General features: G+C 49.1%; 13 protein-coding genes, 3 tRNA genes and 1 pseudogene. 8 read left to right on the top strand and 9 right to left on the bottom strand.

Features of this window, described 5'->3' with window-relative positions:
* The first annotated feature begins 1906 nt into the window (after window positions 1–1906).
* From CKV66_RS12630 to CKV66_RS12615, 7 genes and pseudogenes are all read left to right on the top strand, one after another.
* On the top strand, window positions 1907–3409 hold the full coding sequence (locus CKV66_RS12630) for an RHS repeat domain-containing protein (protein WP_231990547.1): 1503 nt from the start codon (window positions 1907–1909) through the stop codon (window positions 3407–3409).
* Window positions 3409–4011 (top strand): hypothetical protein, encoded by a 603-nt coding sequence (locus tag CKV66_RS09075; protein WP_085364561.1) that lies wholly within the window; start codon window positions 3409–3411, stop codon window positions 4009–4011. Before CKV66_RS12630 ends, CKV66_RS09075 begins: the two co-directional genes overlap by 1 nt.
* A 219-nt stretch (window positions 4012–4230) precedes the next feature.
* Window positions 4231–8469 (top strand): DUF6531 domain-containing protein, encoded by a 4239-nt coding sequence (locus CKV66_RS09070; RefSeq protein WP_095197874.1) that lies wholly within the window; start codon window positions 4231–4233, stop codon window positions 8467–8469.
* 37 nt (window positions 8470–8506) lie between these two features.
* Entirely contained in the window at window positions 8507–9151 is a 645-nt protein-coding gene (locus CKV66_RS09065; RefSeq protein WP_095197873.1) for an Imm43 family immunity protein, read from the top strand.
* Window positions 9152–9369: 218 nt separating this feature from the next.
* Window positions 9370–10413, top strand: a pseudogene (locus tag CKV66_RS12890) (RHS repeat domain-containing protein); the annotation flags it as partial.
* Between the two features lie 380 nt (window positions 10414–10793).
* Window positions 10794–11192: a hypothetical protein gene (locus CKV66_RS09055; protein ID WP_085363109.1), complete on the top strand. Its 399-nt coding sequence runs from the start codon at window positions 10794–10796 to the stop codon at window positions 11190–11192.
* A 348-nt stretch (window positions 11193–11540) separates the two neighbouring features.
* A complete protein-coding gene (locus CKV66_RS12615) occupies window positions 11541–12884 on the top strand; it encodes a DUF6531 domain-containing protein (protein WP_331716172.1) in 1344 nt (447 codons plus the stop codon).
* A 494-nt stretch (window positions 12885–13378) separates the two neighbouring features.
* Here CKV66_RS12615 and CKV66_RS09045 read toward each other — a convergent pair.
* From CKV66_RS09045 to CKV66_RS09010, 8 genes are all read right to left on the bottom strand, one after another.
* A tRNA-Ser gene (locus CKV66_RS09045) sits at window positions 13379–13472 on the bottom strand.
* A gap of 139 nt (window positions 13473–13611) precedes the next feature.
* Window positions 13612–14850, bottom strand: a complete 1239-nt coding sequence (gene icd, locus CKV66_RS09040) for an NADP-dependent isocitrate dehydrogenase (protein WP_085363098.1) — start codon at window positions 14848–14850, stop codon at window positions 13612–13614.
* A 267-nt stretch (window positions 14851–15117) separates the two neighbouring features.
* Window positions 15118–15208 (bottom strand) — tRNA-Ser (locus CKV66_RS09035).
* 20 nt (window positions 15209–15228) lie between these two features.
* A tRNA-Ser gene (locus CKV66_RS09030) sits at window positions 15229–15319 on the bottom strand.
* A gap of 81 nt (window positions 15320–15400) precedes the next feature.
* Entirely contained in the window at window positions 15401–16180 is a 780-nt protein-coding gene (yaaA, locus tag CKV66_RS09025; RefSeq protein ID WP_085363097.1) for a peroxide stress protein YaaA, read from the bottom strand.
* A 189-nt stretch (window positions 16181–16369) separates the two neighbouring features.
* Window positions 16370–16813, bottom strand: coding sequence for a ricin-type beta-trefoil lectin domain protein (locus CKV66_RS09020; protein ID WP_085363096.1), 444 nt, complete (start codon window positions 16811–16813; stop codon window positions 16370–16372).
* 129 nt (window positions 16814–16942) lie between these two features.
* Window positions 16943–17146, bottom strand: a complete 204-nt coding sequence (locus CKV66_RS09015; protein WP_085363095.1) for a methionine-binding protein — start codon at window positions 17144–17146, stop codon at window positions 16943–16945.
* A 63-nt stretch (window positions 17147–17209) separates the two neighbouring features.
* The gene (locus CKV66_RS09010; protein ID WP_085363094.1) at window positions 17210–18154 is read right to left on the bottom strand and encodes a class I SAM-dependent methyltransferase; all 945 of its coding nucleotides are present in this window, start codon (window positions 18152–18154) and stop codon (window positions 17210–17212) included.
* A 311-nt stretch (window positions 18155–18465) separates the two neighbouring features.
* Here CKV66_RS09010 and CKV66_RS09005 point away from each other — a divergent pair, with 311 nt between their 5' ends.
* A complete protein-coding gene (locus tag CKV66_RS09005) occupies window positions 18466–19965 on the top strand; it encodes a surface lipoprotein assembly modifier (RefSeq protein WP_085363093.1) in 1500 nt (499 codons plus the stop codon).
* Window positions 19966–20082: 117 nt separating this feature from the next.
* Here CKV66_RS09005 and recN read toward each other — a convergent pair whose 3' ends face one another.
* A complete protein-coding gene (recN, locus tag CKV66_RS09000) occupies window positions 20083–21750 on the bottom strand; it encodes a DNA repair protein RecN (protein WP_085363092.1) in 1668 nt (555 codons plus the stop codon).
* Window positions 21751–21906 lie beyond the last annotated feature (156 nt).

The raw sequence follows: 21906 nt of genomic DNA, 5'->3' as shown, positions 1-21906 counted from the left end.
CCGTTTATGGTTCGCCGAAGTCGACGAGGGCGACGGCATTTACCAGCTCATCGCCCAACTCAACCGCAACCATCACCACATCCGCCTTTGCTACGGTGACAACGGACTACCGCACAGCGTTTACGACAGCAACGGCAGGCAGTTCCAATTACATTTCTCCTCCATCCGCCTAAACGACAGCGACGAAGTATTCGATGCCGCTGCCGAACACGGCGTATTTGTCGGCAAAGACGACAATCTTTACGTCAACCGCCTAACCTCGGTTACCTTCAACAGCCGCGAACTGGTGCGCTACGGCTACGACGGCTACGGCGATTTGACCGCCGTTTACGGCCGCGACGGCAAACGTCTGCGCGGTTTCGCCTACCGCAACCACATCATGATCGAGCACAACCAGCCCGACGGGTTGGTATCGCGTTACGAATACGACCGTTACGACACCGACGGCAAAGTGCTCAACAGCCATACCAATCTCGGCGAAGCATGGACGTTCGACTACCGCGAGGGCTACACCCGCGTTACCGACGCATTGGGCAGGGAAGAAATTTACGGTTTCGACGAGAACTACGAAGAAATTTACCACATCGATGCCGCCGGCCACCGTACCGATAGCGAACGTGACGACTGGGGGCGGGTTACCCTTCAACGCGACGAACTCGGCCGCGAAACCCGTTTCGGCTACGACACCTTCGGCAACGTGATCAGCATCACCGCCCCCGACGGCAGCCGCACCCAAATCGACTACCACGACACTTTAAACCTGCCGGTTGCCGTCAACGACCCCGCCGGCAGAATCACCGAATACGCCTACGACGGGCGCGGCAACCTGATTCAAATTACCGACCCCGCCGGCCACAGCACCGGGTACACCTACAACGAACAATGGCTGCCCGCCGCCATTACCGACGCACTGGGCAAAACCAAACAGCTAGAATACGATTCAGACGGCCGACTGATCCGCTATACCGATTGCTCAGGCCAATCCACCCGTTTCAGCTACACCGAATACGGCGACTTAGAAACCGTTACCGATGCCCTCGGCCATACCACCCGCCATCATTACGACGCAGCCGGCAACCACATCCGCAGCGACTACCCCGACGGCAGCAGCGAAAGTTTCGAATACGACCGCATCAACCGTCTGATTGCCCATATCGACGGCCTCGGTGCCAAAACCGAATACGAACTGGCGGTGGACGGCTTACCGGTCAAACGCACCAACGCCCTCGGCCATAGCTTCGGCTACCGTTACGACCAAGCTCGCAGATTAACCGTCCTTACCAACGAAAACGGCGACAGCTACCGCCTCGATTACGACAACACCGACAACCTGATTCAAGAAACCGGCTGGGAGGGCAAAATCACCGGCTACGCCTACGATGCCGCCGGCCAACTGAGCGAACAAACCGAATACGGCCTTTCAGACGGCCCCAAAGCCGACCGCCCCGAGATTTGGCACATCCACCGCTTCAAACGCAATATCCTAGGCCAGCTTGTAGAAAAAACCAGCCGCCGCATCGACGGCACCCCCGTTCCCGCCGAAGAGGGCAAACATTACAGCCGCACCCGCTTCGACTACGACCCGCTGACCGGCAATCTGGTTAAAGCCCGCAACCGCCACAGCAGCGTCGAACTCGTTTACGACGTACTCGACCGGCTCGTCAGCGAAACCACCGTCCACAACGGCCAAAGCGCCAGCGTCGGCTACGCCTACGACCCGCTCGGCAACCGCATTCAAACCGTTCTCCCCGACGGCCGCAGCATCAACTACCTCTACTACGGCAGCGGCCACCTGCACCAAATCAACCTCGACGGCGAAACCATCAGCGACATCGAACGCGACCGACTGCATCAGGAAATCCAAAGAACCCAAGGCGCCTTAACCAGCCGCTACGACTACGACCCGATGGGCCGTCTGAAACACCAAACCGCCACCGCCAACCGGACGTTGCAGCACAACGGCAAACTCAATACCCTGGTCGGCGGCGCAGTGCGCCGAAGCTACCGCTACGACAAAGCCGGCAACCTGATTCAAACCGCCGACCAACGCAGCGGCGTATTGGATTACGTGTACGACAAACTCGGGCGGATTGAAAGCGCCGTCAACAAACAAACCGGCAGCAGCGAAAAGTTCGCCTTCGACCCCGCACACAATATCCTGTCGGATAAGGTTTCAGACGGCCTCAAAGACACCCAAGGCCTGTCTGAACACCTTTCAGACAGGCATCACACAGGCCATCTGAAAGGCCGCAACATCGGCAAAGGCAACCGCCTCGAAGCATACAACGGCACCGAATACACCTACGATGCCTTGGGCAATATGATTTACCGCCAGCTGTCCAACGGTGAAAGCCAGTTGTTCCAATACGACAGCGAAAACCAACTTATCCGCGCAGAGATTAAAAAGCCCAAAGGCAATACCGAGATATGGGAATACGCTTATGATCCGTTCGGGCGCAGACTGAGCAAAGAGCGCAAAGACAAATTGGCGTGGACGAGCACCGCGCCGAAACGGACGCATTTCGTTTGGGACGGAACAAGACTGCTTCAGGAGTATAGCCATAAGGGCAGCTATACCTACGTTTACACCGACCAAGATTCTTACGAACCCTTAGCCCAAGTCTTTGATAACCACAAAGACCAACAACAATATCTTTTTTATTTCCACAACAATCAGATTGGCACACCTCATGAGATGACCGACATTCACGGTAATTTACTGTGGTATGGCAGTTACTCGGCTTGGGGTTCTATCGCGTCTGAAAAGCGCATCTATGAAAACATTCATCAGCCGTTCAGGTTGCAAAACCAGTATTTTGATGAAGAGACGGGGCTGCATTACAACCTGATGCGGTATTACGAGCCTGATACAGGCAGGTTTATCAACCAAGACCCGATTGGGTTAATCGGTGGAGAGAATTTATATCGATTTGCACCGAATACCCAAATGTGGATAGACAGATTGGGTCTTTGGGGAGATATGAATGGTGCAAGTGCCACAATTTCGGCTGGTGGGTTTAGTAAAACTTACCATAGTTCAAAAACTGGTCATGCAGAAATTAATGGTTTAAATGATTTTTCCCGAAGAGGGTTGTTAACCGGGCAGGATATACAGATTAGTAATATTATGGGTGAATTCCGTTCTAGCGACCCAAGGCCTGTTGGTATGTGTACAAATTGCCGTGCTGGTATTTTTGATATTTTGAAAAGCGGTGGAGCAACAAGTGTGTCTTTCCCTGAAACCAGAGGAAATGAAGTTTTGGGAACGATAAAAATTGATGCCTCAGATTTTGACAATGTGCGTAAAGAATTGAGAGATGTCCGCAATATGTCTGGAACTGACCGAATGCGCTCAGATGCAGCTTGGGCAGTTCTTCATAAGTATAACAAACATGGTAAATGCAAATAATGATTATGAAAGAAATAATTTATATAGATGAAAGTTCATTTGAATACGACCCTAAAGTAGGTTATTTAAATATAACTTGTGAATTGCCTTTTATATGTGAAAGGGATACTTTGTATGTTGAAAACCCCAACCCTGATGATGAGAAATTTACTGTACTAAATATTGCTTCTCCCTCAAATGATACTTTGGAAGTACATTTGAATTCTGACGATTGGATTGTTGTTAAGAGTGATTTGGATATAAATAAATACTTATTCAAGGAAATTATTGGAAATTTTAGATATTTCAATGAATATTGTAACAAAGATGATAAATTTAAATTTGTTTTTAAGAAAAATGATTTAGAAAGTTTCGATTTGTACAGAGATGATGATAATGGAGATTTGGTATTTTCAATTTCCCTTTTTAAAGAAAAGGAAACGTATTATCTAATTGTTTTTGAGCCTGACAAGCCGTGGAAAAGAGATAAAGTTAGTGATTTTCAATTTTCTGGTAAGCAACTTACCTGCCATCTCGAAAATGGTGATACTTTTAATTCTAAAATCATTTGCGTACCTTATATTGAAGATATTATTAATAATATATCTGAATTACTTAGATAATAAACAAGATTGGATTACCAAACCTAACAAAACCTTTCTGTTGGTAAACCCAATAAAAATTTTAAATTTAGTCAAACCTTTTCAGACGGCCTAAACCACCCAAGGCCGTCTGAAACCACGCGCCCGATAATTCCGTTATAATCCCCCTTGTTTTTTATTTTTCCAGACGGCCTACCCCCTTTGCCGTTTTAACCAACCTTTGCTTAACCCCGAACCGTCATGGCATCTTTCGGCAACACCATAGGCATTCTCATTCCCCAGCCTTCCGCGCCGGCCATGGTATCCCAAGGCTCCGCCAATCCGCCCGAACCGCTGACCAATGCCGCCGGCCCCGTTGATGTGATTGAGATGGTGGCCGATGTCGCTTCTACCGCTTTATCGATTGTTTCCCCCGACTCTGCCGTATCCGCAGCCGTTGATGTGGCTTCTACCGTGATTTCCTTAGCCTCGATGATTCCCGGTGTGCCGGGGCCGAAGCCGCCTACTAAAAAGACCGTTAAAGGGTTCAGTGGCGGCGGTGGAATGGGATTTAACGGCGGGCTGGTTACTCAGGGGAAAGGTAAAAAAGGCAGGGGGCGTAAAGGCAGACCTGCAGGAGGAAGGGGAGCCGGTTCGGGAGGTTGTCCGTGTAAAGGCGGTGGCAAGGGCGGTGCAGTCGGTCGTCCGGTGAATGCCATACTGGGTATTAAAGTCCTTCCCGAAGAAACCGACTTTGTTTTCGATTCCCCTCTCCCCCTAATCTGGCAGCGCAGCTACTATTCCGACCAACCCGGCAACGGCTGGTTGGGGCAGGGCTGGTCGCTGCCGTTTTCGATGCGGTTGGAACGGGTGGAAGACGGTTTCCTCTACATTGACGAACAAGGCCGGGAAATTCCGCTGCCGGATATCGACGACGAGCAAGACGAACCGCAATATGCCGATAATGAAGACGACTTCGACACAGAAGAGGCCGACCCCATTGCCGACCCTGCGGAAGAAGACCCCTACGGTTTGGAAGATGCCTATTTCGACCACGAAGAGCAAATCTATTTTTCACAAGTTTCAGACGGCCTCTACCAAATCGCCTCACCTGACGGCGGTGCCCGTTTATGGTTCGCCGAAGTCGACGAGGGCGACGGCATTTACCAGCTCATCGCCCAACTCAACCGCAACCATCACCACATCCGCCTTTGCTACGGTGACAACGGACTACCGCACAGCGTTTACGACAGCAACGGCAGGCAGTTCCAATTACATTTCTCCTCCATCCGCCTAAACGACAGCGACGAAGTATTCGATGCCGCTGCCGAACACGGCGTATTTGTCGGCAAAGACGACAATCTTTACGTCAACCGCCTAACCTCGGTTACCTTCAACAGCCGCGAACTGGTGCGCTACGGCTACGACGGCTACGGCGATTTGACCGCCGTTTACGGCCGCGACGGCAAACGTCTGCGCGGTTTCGCCTACCGCAACCACATCATGATCGAGCACAACCAGCCCGACGGGTTGGTATCGCGTTACGAATACGACCGTTACGACACCGACGGCAAAGTGCTCAACAGCCATACCAATCTCGGCGAAGCATGGACGTTCGACTACCGCGAGGGCTACACCCGCGTTACCGACGCATTGGGCAGGGAAGAAATTTACGGTTTCGACGAGAACTACGAAGAAATTTACCACATCGATGCCGCCGGCCACCGTACCGATAGCGAACGTGACGACTGGGGGCGGGTTACCCTTCAACGCGACGAACTCGGCCGCGAAACCCGTTTCGGCTACGACACCTTCGGCAACGTGATCAGCATCACCGCCCCCGACGGCAGCCGCACCCAAATCGACTACCACGACACTTTAAACCTGCCGGTTGCCGTCAACGACCCCGCCGGCAGAATCACCGAATACGCCTACGACGGGCGCGGCAACCTGATTCAAATTACCGACCCCGCCGGCCACAGCACCGGGTACACCTACAACGAACAATGGCTGCCCGCCGCCATTACCGACGCACTGGGCAAAACCAAACAGCTAGAATACGATTCAGACGGCCGACTGATCCGCTATACCGATTGCTCAGGCCAATCCACCCGTTTCAGCTACACCGAATACGGCGACTTAGAAACCGTTACCGATGCCCTCGGCCATACCACCCGCCATCATTACGACGCAGCCGGCAACCACATCCGCAGCGACTACCCCGACGGCAGCAGCGAAAGTTTCGAATACGACCGCATCAACCGTCTGATTGCCCATATCGACGGCCTCGGTGCCAAAACCGAATACGAACTGGCGGTGGACGGCTTACCGGTCAAACGCACCAACGCCCTCGGCCATAGCTTCGGCTACCGTTACGACCAAGCTCGCAGATTAACCGTCCTTACCAACGAAAACGGCGACAGCTACCGCCTCGATTACGACAACACCGACAACCTGATTCAAGAAACCGGCTGGGAGGGCAAAATCACCGGCTACGCCTACGATGCCGCCGGCCAACTGAGCGAACAAACCGAATACGGCCTTTCAGACGGCCCCAAAGCCGACCGCCCCGAGATTTGGCACATCCACCGCTTCAAACGCAATATCCTAGGCCAGCTTGTAGAAAAAACCAGCCGCCGCATCGACGGCACCCCCGTTCCCGCCGAAGAGGGCAAACATTACAGCCGCACCCGCTTCGACTACGACCCGCTGACCGGCAATCTGGTTAAAGCCCGCAACCGCCACAGCAGCGTCGAACTCGTTTACGACGTACTCGACCGGCTCGTCAGCGAAACCACCGTCCACAACGGCCAAAGCGCCAGCGTCGGCTACGCCTACGACCCGCTCGGCAACCGCATTCAAACCGTTCTCCCCGACGGCCGCAGCATCAACTACCTCTACTACGGCAGCGGCCACCTGCACCAAATCAACCTCGACGGCGAAACCATCAGCGACATCGAACGCGACCGACTGCATCAGGAAATCCAAAGAACCCAAGGCGCCTTAACCAGCCGCTACGACTACGACCCGATGGGCCGTCTGAAACACCAAACCGCCACCGCCAACCGGACGTTGCAGCACAACGGCAAACTCAATACCCTGGTCGGCGGCGCAGTGCGCCGAAGCTACCGCTACGACAAAGCCGGCAACCTGATTCAAACCGCCGACCAACGCAGCGGCGTATTGGATTACGTGTACGACAAACTCGGGCGGATTGAAAGCGCCGTCAACAAACAAACCGGCAGCAGCGAAAAGTTCGCCTTCGACCCCGCACACAATATCCTGTCGGATAAGGTTTCAGACGGCCTCAAAGACACCCAAGGCCTGTCTGAACACCTTTCAGACAGGCATCACACAGGCCATCTGAAAGGCCGCAACATCGGCAAAGGCAACCGCCTCGAAGCATACAACGGCACCGAATACACCTACGATGCCTTGGGCAATATGATTTACCGCCAGCTGTCCAACGGTGAAAGCCAGTTGTTCCAATACGACAGCGAAAACCAACTTATCCGCGCAGAGATTAAAAAGCCCAAAGGCAATACCGAGATATGGGAATACGCTTATGATCCGTTCGGGCGCAGACTGAGCAAAGAGCGCAAAGACAAATTGGCGTGGACGAGCACCGCGCCGAAACGGACGCATTTCGTTTGGGACGGAACAAGACTGCTTCAGGAGTATAGCCATAAGGGCAGCTATACCTACGTTTACACCGACCAAGATTCTTACGAACCCTTAGCCCAAGTCTTTGATAACCACAAAGACCAACAACAATATCTTTTTTATTTCCACAACAATCAGATTGGCACACCTCATGAGATGACCGACATTCACGGTAATTTACTGTGGTATGGCAGTTACTCGGCTTGGGGTTCTATCGCGTCTGAAAAGCGCATCTATGAAAACATTCATCAGCCGTTCAGGTTGCAAAACCAGTATTTTGATGCTGAAACGGGGCTTCACTATAACTTCTTCCGTTACTACGAAGCAGAGACAGGACGTTTTACCAATCAAGACCCAATAGGTTTGGTTGGTGGGGAGAACCTGTATTTTTTTGCGCCTAATACGCAAAGATGGATTGATATTTTAGGATTATCTCCAAGTAGTATTTTAGATAGAGCACTTGGAGGGAAAGTAGGAGATAGACTTTCTGCGCACCATTTAATTCCAGTAGAAATTTGGGCAGAAAAGAAAAATTTCTTAGATAGCATCGGACTTCAGGATCAACGAGATCGGGCTAGTAATGGCTTATTGATACCCGGCAGTAGAGCTGCTTATTTGGATGGAGCAGGGAAAGGTATGAGAGTTTATCATAGTTCCAATCATCCAAATTATAGCGATATGGTAAGGCAACGGTTAAATGCTATAGAGCAATCCAAGATGTCTGATAAAGATAAAAGAAGAGCTGTCCGAAAACTTCAAATTGAGTTAAGAAGGCGAATTTGGGCAGGGAATGTTCCCCATCTTACATGTGGCAATCAGAGAAATAGAATGAATTAGTTTAGTAATTATGTGAATTATTAAGGAGGTTTTTGTTATGGATAATTTTTATGCAATGTTAGTGGATTATGAAGGTAAAAGCTGCCCAGGAAAAATCCTTGGCTTATTTTCTACTGAAATGATGAATCCTAAAAATGAACTGTTTCATTCAGTAGATATGAATAAAGAGATATTTCAGATTAATCAGGAAAAAATATATCTAAATTTATGGAAAAAACAAAATGTAAATTTTGATTATTACTCTGATTCCTCTTCTCATATTTTTTCAAAAGAATGTTGGAGCTTAATTAGTAAATATAAAATTGCTCCTCATATATCTATTCCTTTGACTGTTGCCATTTCTGACCAAGCTATAGCTGAGGAAAAATCGTATAAACTCTTCGTATTTGAGAAAAAGCAATTTTTTGATGAACAAACATCTATTTTCCAAATAGGAGAGATGGGAACTATATTACCCTCTAAAATAAACTTTACAGATACAAAATATGATTTATTTCAGTTAAATGACACCATATTGCATAATGTGTTAATAGTAAGTATAGAGCTTATGGATGTTTTAAAAACTGCTAATTTGGATGGCTACAAATTTGTTTCTTTGGATAATTTATTAGATACATTTATGAATGACCATCATTTAGATATAAGTGATTTCATTAAACCTAAACATAGAAAATTACCATAATAAATTGTAGCCTGTATTGTATTTAGGCATATGGGTCTTGCTAATCTTTATCTTTCAAGGCCGTCTGAAAAAAACTAGCTAAAATCTTTTTCAGATGAGCTACCGTTCTTTAACAATTTCAACTTGCCAGCGACATCGAACGCGACGCACTGCACCGGGAAACCCGCAGAAGCCAGGGCGGATTAGACAGCCTGTACGGTTACGACCCCCAAGGCCGTCTGAAAAACCAACGCACCGTCGGCAACCGCAACCTCCGAAACACACACGCCGCAACCGGCGGCGCAGTACGCCGAAGCTACCGCTACGACCAAGCCGGCAACCTGATCCAAACCGCCGACCAACGCAGCGGCGTATTGGATTACGCGTACGACAAACTCGGGCGGATAGAAAGCGCCGTCAACAAACAGAGCGGCCACAGCGAAAAGTTCGCTTTCGACCCCGCACACAATATCCTGTCGGATAAGGTTTCAGACGGCCTCAAAGACAAAGGCCTGTCTGAACACCTTTCAGACAGGCATCACATCAGCCGGACAAAAGGCCGCAACATCGGCAAAGGCAACCGCCTCGAAGCATACAACGGCACCGAATACACCTACGATGCCTTGGGTAACATGATTTACCGCCAACTGCCCGACGGCGAAAGCCAGTGGTTCCAATACGACAGCGAAAACCAACTTATCCGCGCAGAGATTAAAAAGCCCAAAGGCAATACCGAGATATGGGAATACGCCTACGACCCGTTCGGGCGCAGATTAAGCAAAGAGCGCAAAGACAAATTGGCGTGGACGAGCACCGCACCGAAACGGACGCATTTCGTTTGGGACGGGACGAGACTGCTTCAGGAATATACTTACAAAGGCAGCTATACCTACGTTTACACCGACCAAGACAGCTACGAACCGCTGGCGCAAATCTTCGACAACGCCAAAGACGGCAGACAATACCTAAGCTATTTCCACAACGACCAAATCGGCATCCCGCGTGAGATGACCGACCAATACGGCAATCTGCTGTGGTACGGCAGCTACTCGGCTTGGGGTTCTCTTGCGTCTGAAAAGCGCATTTATGAAAACATTCATCAGCCGTTCAGGTTGCAAAACCAGTATTGCGATGAAGAGACGGGGCTGCATTACAACTTTTTCCGTTATTATGAGCCGGATACGGGTAGGTTTGTGAATCAGGATCCGATTGGGTTGTGGGGTGGAGATAATTTTTATTCGTTTGCACCGAATATCCAGAACTGGATTGATGTATTAGGACTTAAAAGTATCTTTGAAAAATTTAAAATTACTACTTCTGATGGCTTCTTGTTCAGGGGATTTACAATTAGAGCACCTTTCAATATTCCTGTACAAAGATTTGGTGTTTTACATTTACATTCAGGTCGTGGTGATTTTTGGGGATTGAGAATAGGCACAAATAGCTTTATAAATAGAACATTTGCTGCAATTTTACCGTCATGGAATCCATTAACTAATTATAACTCAGGGGTTATCCCGAAAGGAACCAAAATAAAATTTGGCATCATTGGACCGCAAGGATTGAGATATCCTGGTGGTTCTTTGCAGTTCATTGTGCATTCAGAAGAGGTTAAAAATGTAAAATCAAGACAAATTAATCGAAAAAAAAGAGGGAAATGTTAATGAAATCTATATTAAAAACAGTTTCTTTAGGTAATCCTATTGAATTTAAAGAGCATATTTTTATAGATAATTTGGAAATAAAGTATGTGGATTTAATGGAAGTTAATCAAGGTTCCCCTGTTGTCGGTAAGTTGTTAATTAATAAAAATCTTTTTTCGGAAGAGTGCTTATTTGGCGGGCCTTTTTTGTATGAAAATAAAATACTGTATATTCCTTTGTTTATTAGGCGATTTTGTGTAGTAGGATTTAAATTGGCAAGAATAAATTGCAATGACTTTTCAATCTCTTATTTAAGCAAAATTGAAGATTTAATTTATTTAAAAGAAATAAGAGATAATAAGATATTTTATTTTGTGGACATATACAAAAATGAGGAGAAATTTATTTTATTACCTTAAGTTAATTAACAGTGTCAGTTTCGACAGATCCGAGCAATCCAAGCTTGGTTATAAAGAAGCCGCTGAACCTATGGAATAATTGAGCTATATCATCCATTTCATAAGTAGGTACTGTGCTTTGGTATGCACACGTTGTTCCTTTTTGATTTATCAGATTTGCTTAGGCAGAGAACCAAATGCCTGTCTGAAAACTAGTTTGGAAATTAAAGTTTCAGACAGACATTTTATTAAGCTGAAATCCAACAAAACAATAATAATACTGTCTGAAAGTTTTATTCAATAACCTTGTCAGACGGCTTTTTTTGCTCTTTAACAATTTGGTTTCTTTAGTGGCGGTTTTAAAGTTGCATCTTTTTCACCAAAACCGATTTTGCCTTTGATTCCCCTCTCCCCCTAATCTGGCAGCGCAGCTACTATTCCGACCAACCCGGCAACGGCTGGCTGGGGCAGGGCTGGTCGCTGCCGTTTTCGATGCGGTTGGAACGGACGCAGGACGGTTTCCTCTACATTGACGAACAAGGCCGGGAAATTCCGCTGCCGGATATCGACGACGGGCAAGACGAACCGCAATATGCCGACGATGACGAAGACGGTTCGGATACAGAAGATGCCGATCCGCTACCTGAATCTGCGGAGGAAGATCCTTACGGTTTGGAATCGGCTTATTTCGATCCTTACGAGCAAATCTATTTCTCGCAGATTTCAGACGGCCTCTACCAAATCGCCTCTGCCGACGGCGGTGCCCGTTTATGGTTCGCCGAAGTCGACGAAGGCGACGGCGTTTACCAACTGATTGCCCAACTCGACCGCAACCATCACCACATCCGCCTTTGCTACGGCGACAACGGACTGCCGCACAGCGTTTACGACAGCAACGGCAGGCAGTTCCAATTACATTTCTCCTCCATCCGCCTAAACGACAGCGACGAAGTATTCGATGCCGCTGCCGAACACGGCGTATTTGTCGGCAAAGACGACAATCTTTACGTCAACCGCCTAACCTCGGTTACCTTCAACAGCCGCGAACTGGTGCGTTACGGCTACGACGGCTACGGCGATTTGACCGCGGTTTACGGCCGCGACGGCAAACGTCTGCGCGGATTCGCCTACCGCAACCACATCATGATCGAGCACAACCAGCCCGACGGGTTGGTATCGCGTTACGAATACGACCGTTACGATACCGACGGCAAAGTATTGAAGAGCAGCAACAACAGCGGACGGGAATGGCATTTCGATTACCGCCAAGGCCATACCCGCGTTACCGACGTACTTGGCCGCGTCGAAATCTACGGTTTCGATGACAACAACGAAATGGTGTACCACATCGATGCCGACGGCCACCGCACCGATAGCGAACGCGACGACTGGGGGCGGATTACCCTTCAACACGACGAACTCGGCCGCGAAACCCGTTTTAGTTACGACACCTTCGGCAACGTGATCAGCATCACCGCCCCCGACGGCAGCCGCACCCAAATCGATTACCACGACACTTTAAACCTGCCGGTTGCCGTCAACGACCCCGCCGGCAGAATCACCGAATACGCCTACGACGGGCGCGGCAACCTGATTCAAATTACCGACCCCGCCGGCCACAGCACCGGGTACACCTACAACGAACAATGGCTTCTCACCACCATCACCAATATCTTGAGTAAAACTAGACAGTTCAAGATCTTTGAAGAATAGCTCTTTGCTCAATAGCCGATAACTGTGTTTGAATTTGGGTTATAGGGGGGCTTATTTTGTAACGGCCCAGGTGGTGTGTTTTAGTGGATTAGAGTTTGTGAGAAGGTTTTCGGCTTTGTTGTAGTCGAAACGTGATACTGTGCTGCCGGGAGAGGCTGATTTTCGTTGCTGTATTTAAGAATGAGTAATGTGGCTCTTAATGGAAGAACCAAACTGTTACATTCCGTCAGATTGGTACTATCTGTTGGCAATACTTGTTTGGTCATTTCGTTATGTTAATACTAACAGTAAGAGTGTTGTGCTGCTGGGTTTCGCAAAGCCAAGAATAGTATTTCGTTTATTACGGAAGCTATCTAAAGTTAGCGATATATTGACGATTGAATATTTACATATAATAAGAAAAGCCAGTGATTAATCACTGGCTTTATCTTTTAGGTGATACAAATATAACCAAGAATTTATTATTTCAATATTCATTCGGTTATAACAAAATTTGGCGGAGTAGGAGGGATTCGAACCCTCGATCCAGGTTTTAGCCCAGATGCACCCTTAGCAGGGGTGTGCCTTCAGCCTCTCAGCCACTACTCCGTTTCAAAGAAGTGGGAAATATAAAGGTTTCCGAAGATACTGTCAATAGCTTAATGCGGTATGATTTTTAACTACTTGAAGTATCATTGAATAAAACCCACTGCCTTTCGGTAGTGGGTTTGTTTTTATCATTTACAGATTACATGCGTTCGATCATGGCTTTGCCGAAGGCTGAGCAAGACACTTCGTTTGCTCCGTCCATCAGGCGGGCGAAATCGTAGGTAACTTGCTTGTCGCCGATGGCTTTTTCCATTGCTTCGATTACTAAGTCTGCCGCTTCAAACCAACCTAAGTGGCGCAACATCATTTCGGCGGAAAGAATCAAAGAACCGGGGTTTACTTTGTCTTGACCGGCGTATTTGGGTGCAGTGCCGTGGGTGGCTTCAAATACGGCGTATTTGTCGGAAATGTTTGCACCGGGAGCGATACCGATACCGCCTACTTGGGCGGCCAGGGCATCGGAAATGTAGTCGCCGTTCAGGTTTAGGGTGGCGATTACGTCATATTCGGCGGGGCGCAATACGATTTGTTGGAGGAAAGCGTCGGCAATGGCATCTTTCACGATGATTTCTTTGCCGGTTTTCGGGCTTTTGAATTTGCACCACGGGCCGCCGTCAATCAGTTCTGCGCCGAATTCTTTTTGCGCTAATTCATAGCCCCAGTCACGGAAACCGCCTTCGGTGAACTTCATGATGTTGCCTTTGTGAACCAATGTTACGCTGTCACGGTCGTTGTCGATGGCGTATTGGATGGCGGCGCGTACCAAACGGGTGGTACCTTCTTTGGAAACGGGTTTGATGCCGATGCCTGATGTTTCAGGGAAGCGGATTTTTTTCACGCCCATTTCGTTTTGCAGGAAGTTGATGATTTTTTTAGCGCTGTCGCTTTCGGCTTCCCATTCGATACCGGCGTAAATGTCTTCGGTGTTTTCACGGAAAATCACCATGTCGGTTTTGCTGGGGTCTTTGAGCGGAGAAGGTACGCCGTTGAAATAACGCACGGGGCGCACGCATTGGTATAAGTCTAATTCTTGGCGTAGGGCTACGTTTAATGAGCGGATGCCGCCACCTACGGGTGTGGTCATCGGGCCTTTGATGGATACGGAATATTCTTTCAGGGCTTCCAGAGTTTCTTCGGGCAGCCAAACGTTGTCGCCGTATACGCGGGTTGCTTTTTCGCCTGCGTAAACTTCCATCCAATGGATTTTTTTCTCGCCACCATAAGCTTTTTCAACGGCTGCATCAATAACGTCTTTCATAACGGGGGTGATGTCTACGCCGATGCCGTCGCCTTCGATAAAGGGGATAATCGGGTTGTTTGGAATCGCTTGGCCGGGAATGATTTTTTGGCCTTCTGCGGGTACTTTAATGTGACTCATGGTGTCTCCTGTTCTGTGGGGTCTTTTTTTCTTTGCGGTTGGAAATATTGTGATTGATTTACGTTTTCTAAACACTTCTTCCGTGCGCATAATGCCTGCCGATTATGCTTGATTTTTGATGATTGCGCTAGGGGAAAAGAGAGTGTGAAGGTTCGGAATGGTGGTTGAGGCCGTCTGAAAAATTATAAAGACGGTTTAGGTAGTCTTAGATTGGGAAAAGGGTGCAAATAAAATAACCCGCTGAATGAATCAGCGGGTTTTGAATTTTGGCGGAGGCGGTGAGATTCGAACTCACGGAGGGCTATCAACCCTCGACGGTTTTCAAGACCGTTGCATTAAACCGCTCTGCCACACCTCCGGTTTTATTTGTTCCAAGATTGGCGGAAGCGGTGAGATTCGAACTCACGGAGGGCTATCAACCCTCGACGGTTTTCAAGACCGTTGCATTAAACCGCTCTGCCACGCTTCCGTTTCTTGAAGACGGGGATATTATCGGAAATCTGCCGCATTGCCAAGTGTTTTGCTGATATTGCGGATTAGTTTTTTGTTTTTATTTGGATTGTTCTTTTCGCAGAAAAACCCATTCGTTTTCATTGGAAGTGGCAGCATTGAAAGCATAGCCTTCGTAATCGAAGTTTTTGAGCTGTTCCGGCTCGGTAACGGCGTGTTCGGCGGCGTAGCGTACCATCAGGCCGCGGGCGCGTTTGGCGTAGAAGCTGATGATTTTGTATTGGCCGTTTTTTTCGTCTTTAAACACGGGGGTGATGATGCGGGCGTTGAGTTTTTGGGTGTCGACCGCTTTGAAATATTCTTGTGAGGCGAGGTTAATTAGGGTGTTGTCGCCTGTTTCGGCAAGGGTGCGGTTGAGGGTGTCGGCGATGCGGCCGCCCCAATATTCATAAAGGTTTTTGCCGCGCGAGTTGGCAAACGGGGTGCCCATTTCCAAACGGTAGGGCTGCATGAGGTCGAGCGGGCGCAAGACGCCGTATAAGCCGGAGAGCAGGCGTACGTGGTTTTGCAGGTAGCTGATGGCGGTTTCGTTTAGCGACACGGCATCCAAACCTTCGTATACGTCGCCGTTAAACATGTAAACGGCTTGTTTGGCGTTTTCGGGAGTGAACGGGGTGTGCCACGCGCTGTTGCGTTCGGCGTTGAGCAGGGCGATTTTGTCGGAAACGTGCATCAGTTCTGCCAGTTGTTGTGGTGAGAGTGGACGCAGTTCGGCCATTAGTTTTTCGGCTTCGGTCAATAATTCGGGCTGGGTGTATTGGGAAGTGGGGGAGGGGTCTTTTTCGTTTAGGTTTTTGGCGGGGGAAAGTACGAACAGCATGGGGAGCTTGCCTTTGAAAATGGGAAATATGGCGTACTTTAGTGGTTGGCTGCGGGTTTGGCAAGACGGGGTGGATTGGGATATTTTATGGCGGTTTATGTGGTTTTTATATTGAGGCCGTCTGAAAAATGTTGTGCCGGCAACAGAGCTTTATATGCGTTGCTGTGCTGTTGCCGGCTGCAAGTGCGGTTAATGGGAGAAGCTGAATTGCTGTGCTTGGCTGTGGTTGCAGCGTGAGAGGCGCAGTGTGTTGGATTTGGCGGCGTCCAAACATAAGCCGTTGAGGCTGCTGCGGATGGTTTGGCCGTCGCGGTACCAGTTTTGGTTGGGTTGGCCTGTGCATTGTGCGGCGGCTACGGTGTGTGTTTTGTTGGTTTTGCCTGATGCGGCTTGGAGGCATAGGCCGTTAACTCGGATGTCGTTGCCAGCGACGGCAAAGCGTTGGGTGTCGTGTTTGCTGCAAGAGGCGGCGGAAAGTGTGTGTTTGGTGGTGTTGTGTTGGAGACATTTTCCGTTGGCTGTTTTGATGCGGTAATCGTAGGCTTGGAGTTTGGCTTTGTTTTTGGCGGCGGGTGTGGCTGCGCAGCCGCTGATGATGAGGGTGGAGAGGAGGATAAGGCCGGATAGTTTCATGAGTTTTCCTTTTCTTGGTGTTATGGGTAATGGGAACGCAGGCTGCTTGAGGCAGGTTGATTTTGAATGTTTATTATTTATGTCGTTGTGCCTCAAGTATGCGGTATGGAGGCCGTCTGAAAAATGTTGCTAACGGCGGTAGATGGGCTGTATGGGTTGCGCTTCTTGATAGATTACGGTCGAGCCGGGTGGGGCGTGGATGTGGATGTTTTTATGGACAACGGTTTGGTTTTGAACGGGTAAATCTATCACGGCAGCTTTTCCGTAGGGTGTTTCTGTGTACACGCAGGCGTTGAGCATCAATATGTTTAGCATAATTAATGCTTTTTGCATGGTTTTTCCTTTCAGACGGCATTAATTTTCGGTAAGCGGCGATAGCATTAATGATAGTTGCTTTTACTTATGTTTTAGTTCCCAGCATTGGTGGATTTTTTTGTTGCGGAAATCTTCGGGTACGGAATGTTTGGAAATGTTTTTGACGGCATATTTTTGTTCAATGCTTTTGTCTAGCTCAAAGCTGCGCAGGTTGTTGGAAAAATACATGATGCCGTCTGAAGAAAGCAGCTTCATGGCGTCGTCGATTAATCTAACGTGGTCGCGCTGGATGTCGAGTATTTCAAGCATTTTTTTGCTGTTGGAGAAGCTGGGCGGATCCATCACGATCAGATCAAACTGCTTGCCTTCTTTGGAGGCCGTCTGAAGATATTGGAAAACGTCGGCACGCACGATTTGGTGCTTTTCGGTATCGATGTGGTTCAGCTCGAAGTTGCGCCGCGCCCAATCTAGGTATGTGTTGGACAAATCAACGGTTTCGCTAGCGCTTGCGCCGCCTGTGGCTGCGTAAACGGTGAAGCTGCCGGTGTAGGAAAAGAGGTTGAGAAAGCGTTTGCCGTGTGCGCTGTCGCCGACTTTTTTGCGGGTGTTGCGGTGGTCAAGAAAGAGGCCAGTGTCGAGGTATTTGTCGAGATTGACCCAAAACTTCCTGCCGTTTTCATGCACGATAAAATCTTCGCTTTGCTTGCCGGTTTTTTCGTATTGCTGCGTTCCTTTTTGGCGTTCGCGACGTTTGAAGTGGATGTGTTCCGCGTTGAATCCGGTGGTGAAGGAAATCGCTTCCAATACTTCCGCCAGCCATGCTTCGTATTCTTCGGGCTGCATCAGCCAGCCTGTATCGTATTCCTGTAAGTGGATTTGGTCGCCGTAAATATCTATGGCAAAAGGAAATTGCGGAATGTCGCGGTCGTACATGCGCCATGCTTCGATGTTGTTGCGTCTGGCCCATTTCAAATAGTGCTTGATGTTTTTGCCTAAGCGGTTGGCGAATGAAGTGATGTCGGTCATGGAGGATACTTTCAGACGGCCTCGTGAGGTTTATGGAAAAGCGGCTCTTTGAGGAGCGTTGTAAAATGTTATTCTACCGTAAAGCAGATTGTCGGCTGCGTTGAATTGAAACCTAATCTATAAGCAGGTTGGGTAAGAGTGCGGCGCCAGGTTTGCAAGAGGATTTTTAATTGTATTTGAAATCAAGGTGGTGACAATCATGGAACGCACTTTTTGTATGAATATGTTAAAATGCTTGTCAAAATGTAAAGATGAATCTGCGGGATTTGTCTTTTTAAATTATGTTTAAAATAATCAATTGCTTAATCTAGATGAAATACACATTACTTTTTCTTTCTATCAGCGGTTTGTTTTCCCAAGCTTTTGCCAATCCCGAGCCTGCCGATAAATCTGTTCCGCCCGAACCGGAACTGGAATTGAACATACATGCCGCCGAGCCTTCTCCCACCCAGCAAGTCGGCAAGGTAAAAACAGATGCTAAGCCTGAGCAGGAAAAGGTGCTGGAAGTGGATGAAAAAACGCTGCTCGATAATCCGGAGCTTTTATCCCGCGCCATGTATTCTGCCGTGATGACGCAGAATGTTGACGGTATCAAAGTGTTGCTGCCGATTTACCGGCAATGGCCCAAGCACGATAAGGAGATGGCGGTGTTTGCACAGGCTTTGGTGTATCAGCACAACGGTCAAGCTGCCGAAGCCATTAAGCTTTACCGTATTTTGATTTCGGCGCAACCTGATTCGCAGATTATCCGTTTACAGCTGGCGCAAGCTTTGTTTGACAACCAACAGAATGAAGCGGCAGCAGATCAGTTTGACCGTTTGAAGACCGAACAACTGCCCGAACCTGTGTTGCAGCGCGTGGAAGCATACAGACAAGCTTTGCGCCAGCGCGATTCTTGGCAGGTTTACGGCGGATTTAACATTACCCGCGAGCAAAATATCAACCAAGCACCCAAGAATCAGCGGTTGGGCAGACAACTATCTGGGACGGAGTGTGAAGAGCGTCGTAAAACCAATCCTGCCAGCGATTGCTTCGACGGTTGGACGTTTGATAAGCCGATTAATGCGACGGGTTTCAATTATCAGTTGGGCGCAGAGAAAAAATGGTCGCTGAAAAAAAGTTTGTATGCCAAAGCCGGTGCGGACGTATCCGGTAAAGCTTACCGCTCTTATTCGCGCTACAACGATGCAACGGCGCGCGTTTCGGCAGGCTTGGGCTATGCCGATCAGCGCAACGATGTGGGCATAACGCCTTTCCACGAACGCAGGGTTTACGGCGAGCATGCGTACAGCTATTCAAGCGGCGCGCGTATCCATTGGAACCGTTGGCTAAACCATAGTTTGCAGAGCCTGACTGCGGTTGAAGCGTCGCGCCTGAAGAATCAGCAGCGCAAACGTTCCGACGTGAACAGCCTTTTAGCGAGCGGCTCTTTGGTGTATTACCGCAATGCGCGCCAATATTGGCTGGGCGGTGCCGACCTGTATCAGGAGCGTAACAAAGAAGACCGTTCCGACGACTTCAACCGTTATGGCGTGCGTGCCCTTTGGGGGCAGGAGTGGGGCGGCGGTTTTTCTACCCGCGTGCAGGTAGGTGTGGCCAAGCGTTTTTATAAAACGCCCAGCTTCTTTAGTAACGGCGAAGAGCGCCGCGATAAAGAGTTGAACGCTTCTGTTTCCGTGTGGCACCGCGCGTTGCATTATGGCGGCGTGACACCGCGTATCACGTTTAGCCACCAGCGAACTTCCAGTAATGATGCTTATTACACCAACAGTAGAAACCGCATGTTTATCGAGTTGAGCAAAACGTTCTAAGCATACTTTCTATTTGTTGTGTTGCATGATGAAAGGCCGTCTGAAAATGTTTTCAGACGGCCTTTTTCAGACGGCATTAATGATTTGTGGTGCTGTGCTTCGGCTTTTATCAAGAACCTAATTGCAGCCTGCCGCCATTTCCAGCAATTCCGCGGCATGGCTGCGGGTGGTTTCGGTAATGGTTTCACCGCCGAGCATACGGGCCACTTCCTGAATGCGTCCGGCTTGATCAAGCACGTTGATTTCGCTCACGGTTTGGCCGTCGCTGCTGTGTTTGTGTACTTGCCAATGGTTTTCGCCGCATGCCGCCACTTGGGGAAGGTGGGTAACGGCCAAAACTTGGTGTTTTTTCCCCAATGAACGTAAAGCCTTACCTACGGTTTCGGCAACGCCGCCACCGATGCCGGTATCGACTTCATCGAAGATCAAAGTCGGCACTTGGGTGTATTGGCTGGTAACAACTTGAATCGAAAGGCTGATGCGCGCAAGTTCGCCGCCTGATGCGACTTTGTTCAAGGGGCGCAGGGGGCTGCCCGTGTTGGCGGCGACTTGATATTGAACTTGCTCCAATCCGTGTGCGGTAGGGGAAGAAGGCAGGAGTTCGATATGGAACTTGGCGCCTTTCATGGCCAGCTGTTGCATGTGCTGGGTGGTTTCGTTGCTGAGTTTTGCGGCGGCCTGATGGCGCATGGCCGAAAGTGTTTGCGCCGCTTCCATGTACTCGGTTTCGCTTTGAGCAACGGCGGATTCGAGTGCGGCGATGTCGGCGGCAGCTTGGAGCGTGTGCAGTCGGTTGCTTAATTCTTCGAGTTTTGCCGGCAATTCTTCCGGCTCGACGCGGTATTTCCGAGCCATGCTCATCAATTCGCCCATACGGCGCTCTTGTTCTGCAAGCTCTTCGGGATTGATTTCCACGCGGTTGGTAACATCGCGCATGTTGGCGCTGATTTCGCTGAGTTCCGCTTCGATGCTGGCGAGCATATTCAGACTCTCGGCAAAGCCCGGTTCTATTTCTTGCAGGGTGCCCAGCAGTTTTTGGCATTGGTAAAGTTGCTGCTGCATGCCGTTGTCGCCGTTGATGTAGTCGGCGGTTTGTGCTGCGGCTTGCAATAATTCTGCGGCGTGGGCAAGGCTGCTGTGGCTTTGGTTGAGTGTTTCCCATTCCCCTTGTTTGAGGTCGAGGCGGTTGAGTTCGTTGAATTGCCATTCCAGCCTTTCGCGTTCGATGGCGATATTTTCGGCTTGGTTTTGCGCTTCGCTGAGGGCTTTTTGTGCGTTGTGCCAGCTTTGGTAGCGTTGTTTGACGGTTTCCGCCTGCTGCTGGCTGCCTGCAAACGCATCCAGCAGCGAGCGCTGTGCGGATTCTTGGTTGAGCGAATGGTGGGCGTTTTGGCCGTGGATGTCGATAAGCTGCTCGCCGATGGCTTTTAATTGGGCGAGTGTGGCGGTTTGGTTGTTGATGAAACTGCGGCTTTTGCCTTTGGCATCAATAATGCGGCGGATGCTGAGTTCTTCGTCGCCTTCTTCGATTAATCCTTGCTCGTAAAGATTTTTTTTCAGCTCGTGTAAATCGCTGATATCGAAAAGAGCGGAGAGTTGCGCTTCTTTGGCTCCGGTGCGGACTTGGCTGTAATCGGCTTTGTCGCCCAAGAGCAGGCCGATGGCATCAAGCGTAATGGATTTGCCTGCGCCGGTTTCGCCGGTGAGCACGGTAAAGCCGCTTTGAAAGTTTAAATTCAGTTTTTCTACGATGACAAAGTCGCGTAATGAAAGTGCCAGCAGCATGGGATTTCCTTCGGTTTGGAGGCCGTCTGAAAATGAAGTTGGTTTAGAAAATCTGATTATAACTAAGATTTATCGTAGTTTAAATAAGTTTTTGTTGATTTTGATTGCGTGAGTTTAATTTTATGGCATTTTGGAATCGCCTGAAACAGTTTGATT

This window comes from Neisseria zoodegmatis, from assembly GCF_900187305.1.
GTDB lineage: Bacteria > Pseudomonadota > Gammaproteobacteria > Burkholderiales > Neisseriaceae > Neisseria > Neisseria zoodegmatis.
The sequence above is the reverse complement of the archived record's forward strand: the minus strand, read 5'-3'. Positions and strand labels throughout refer to the sequence as shown.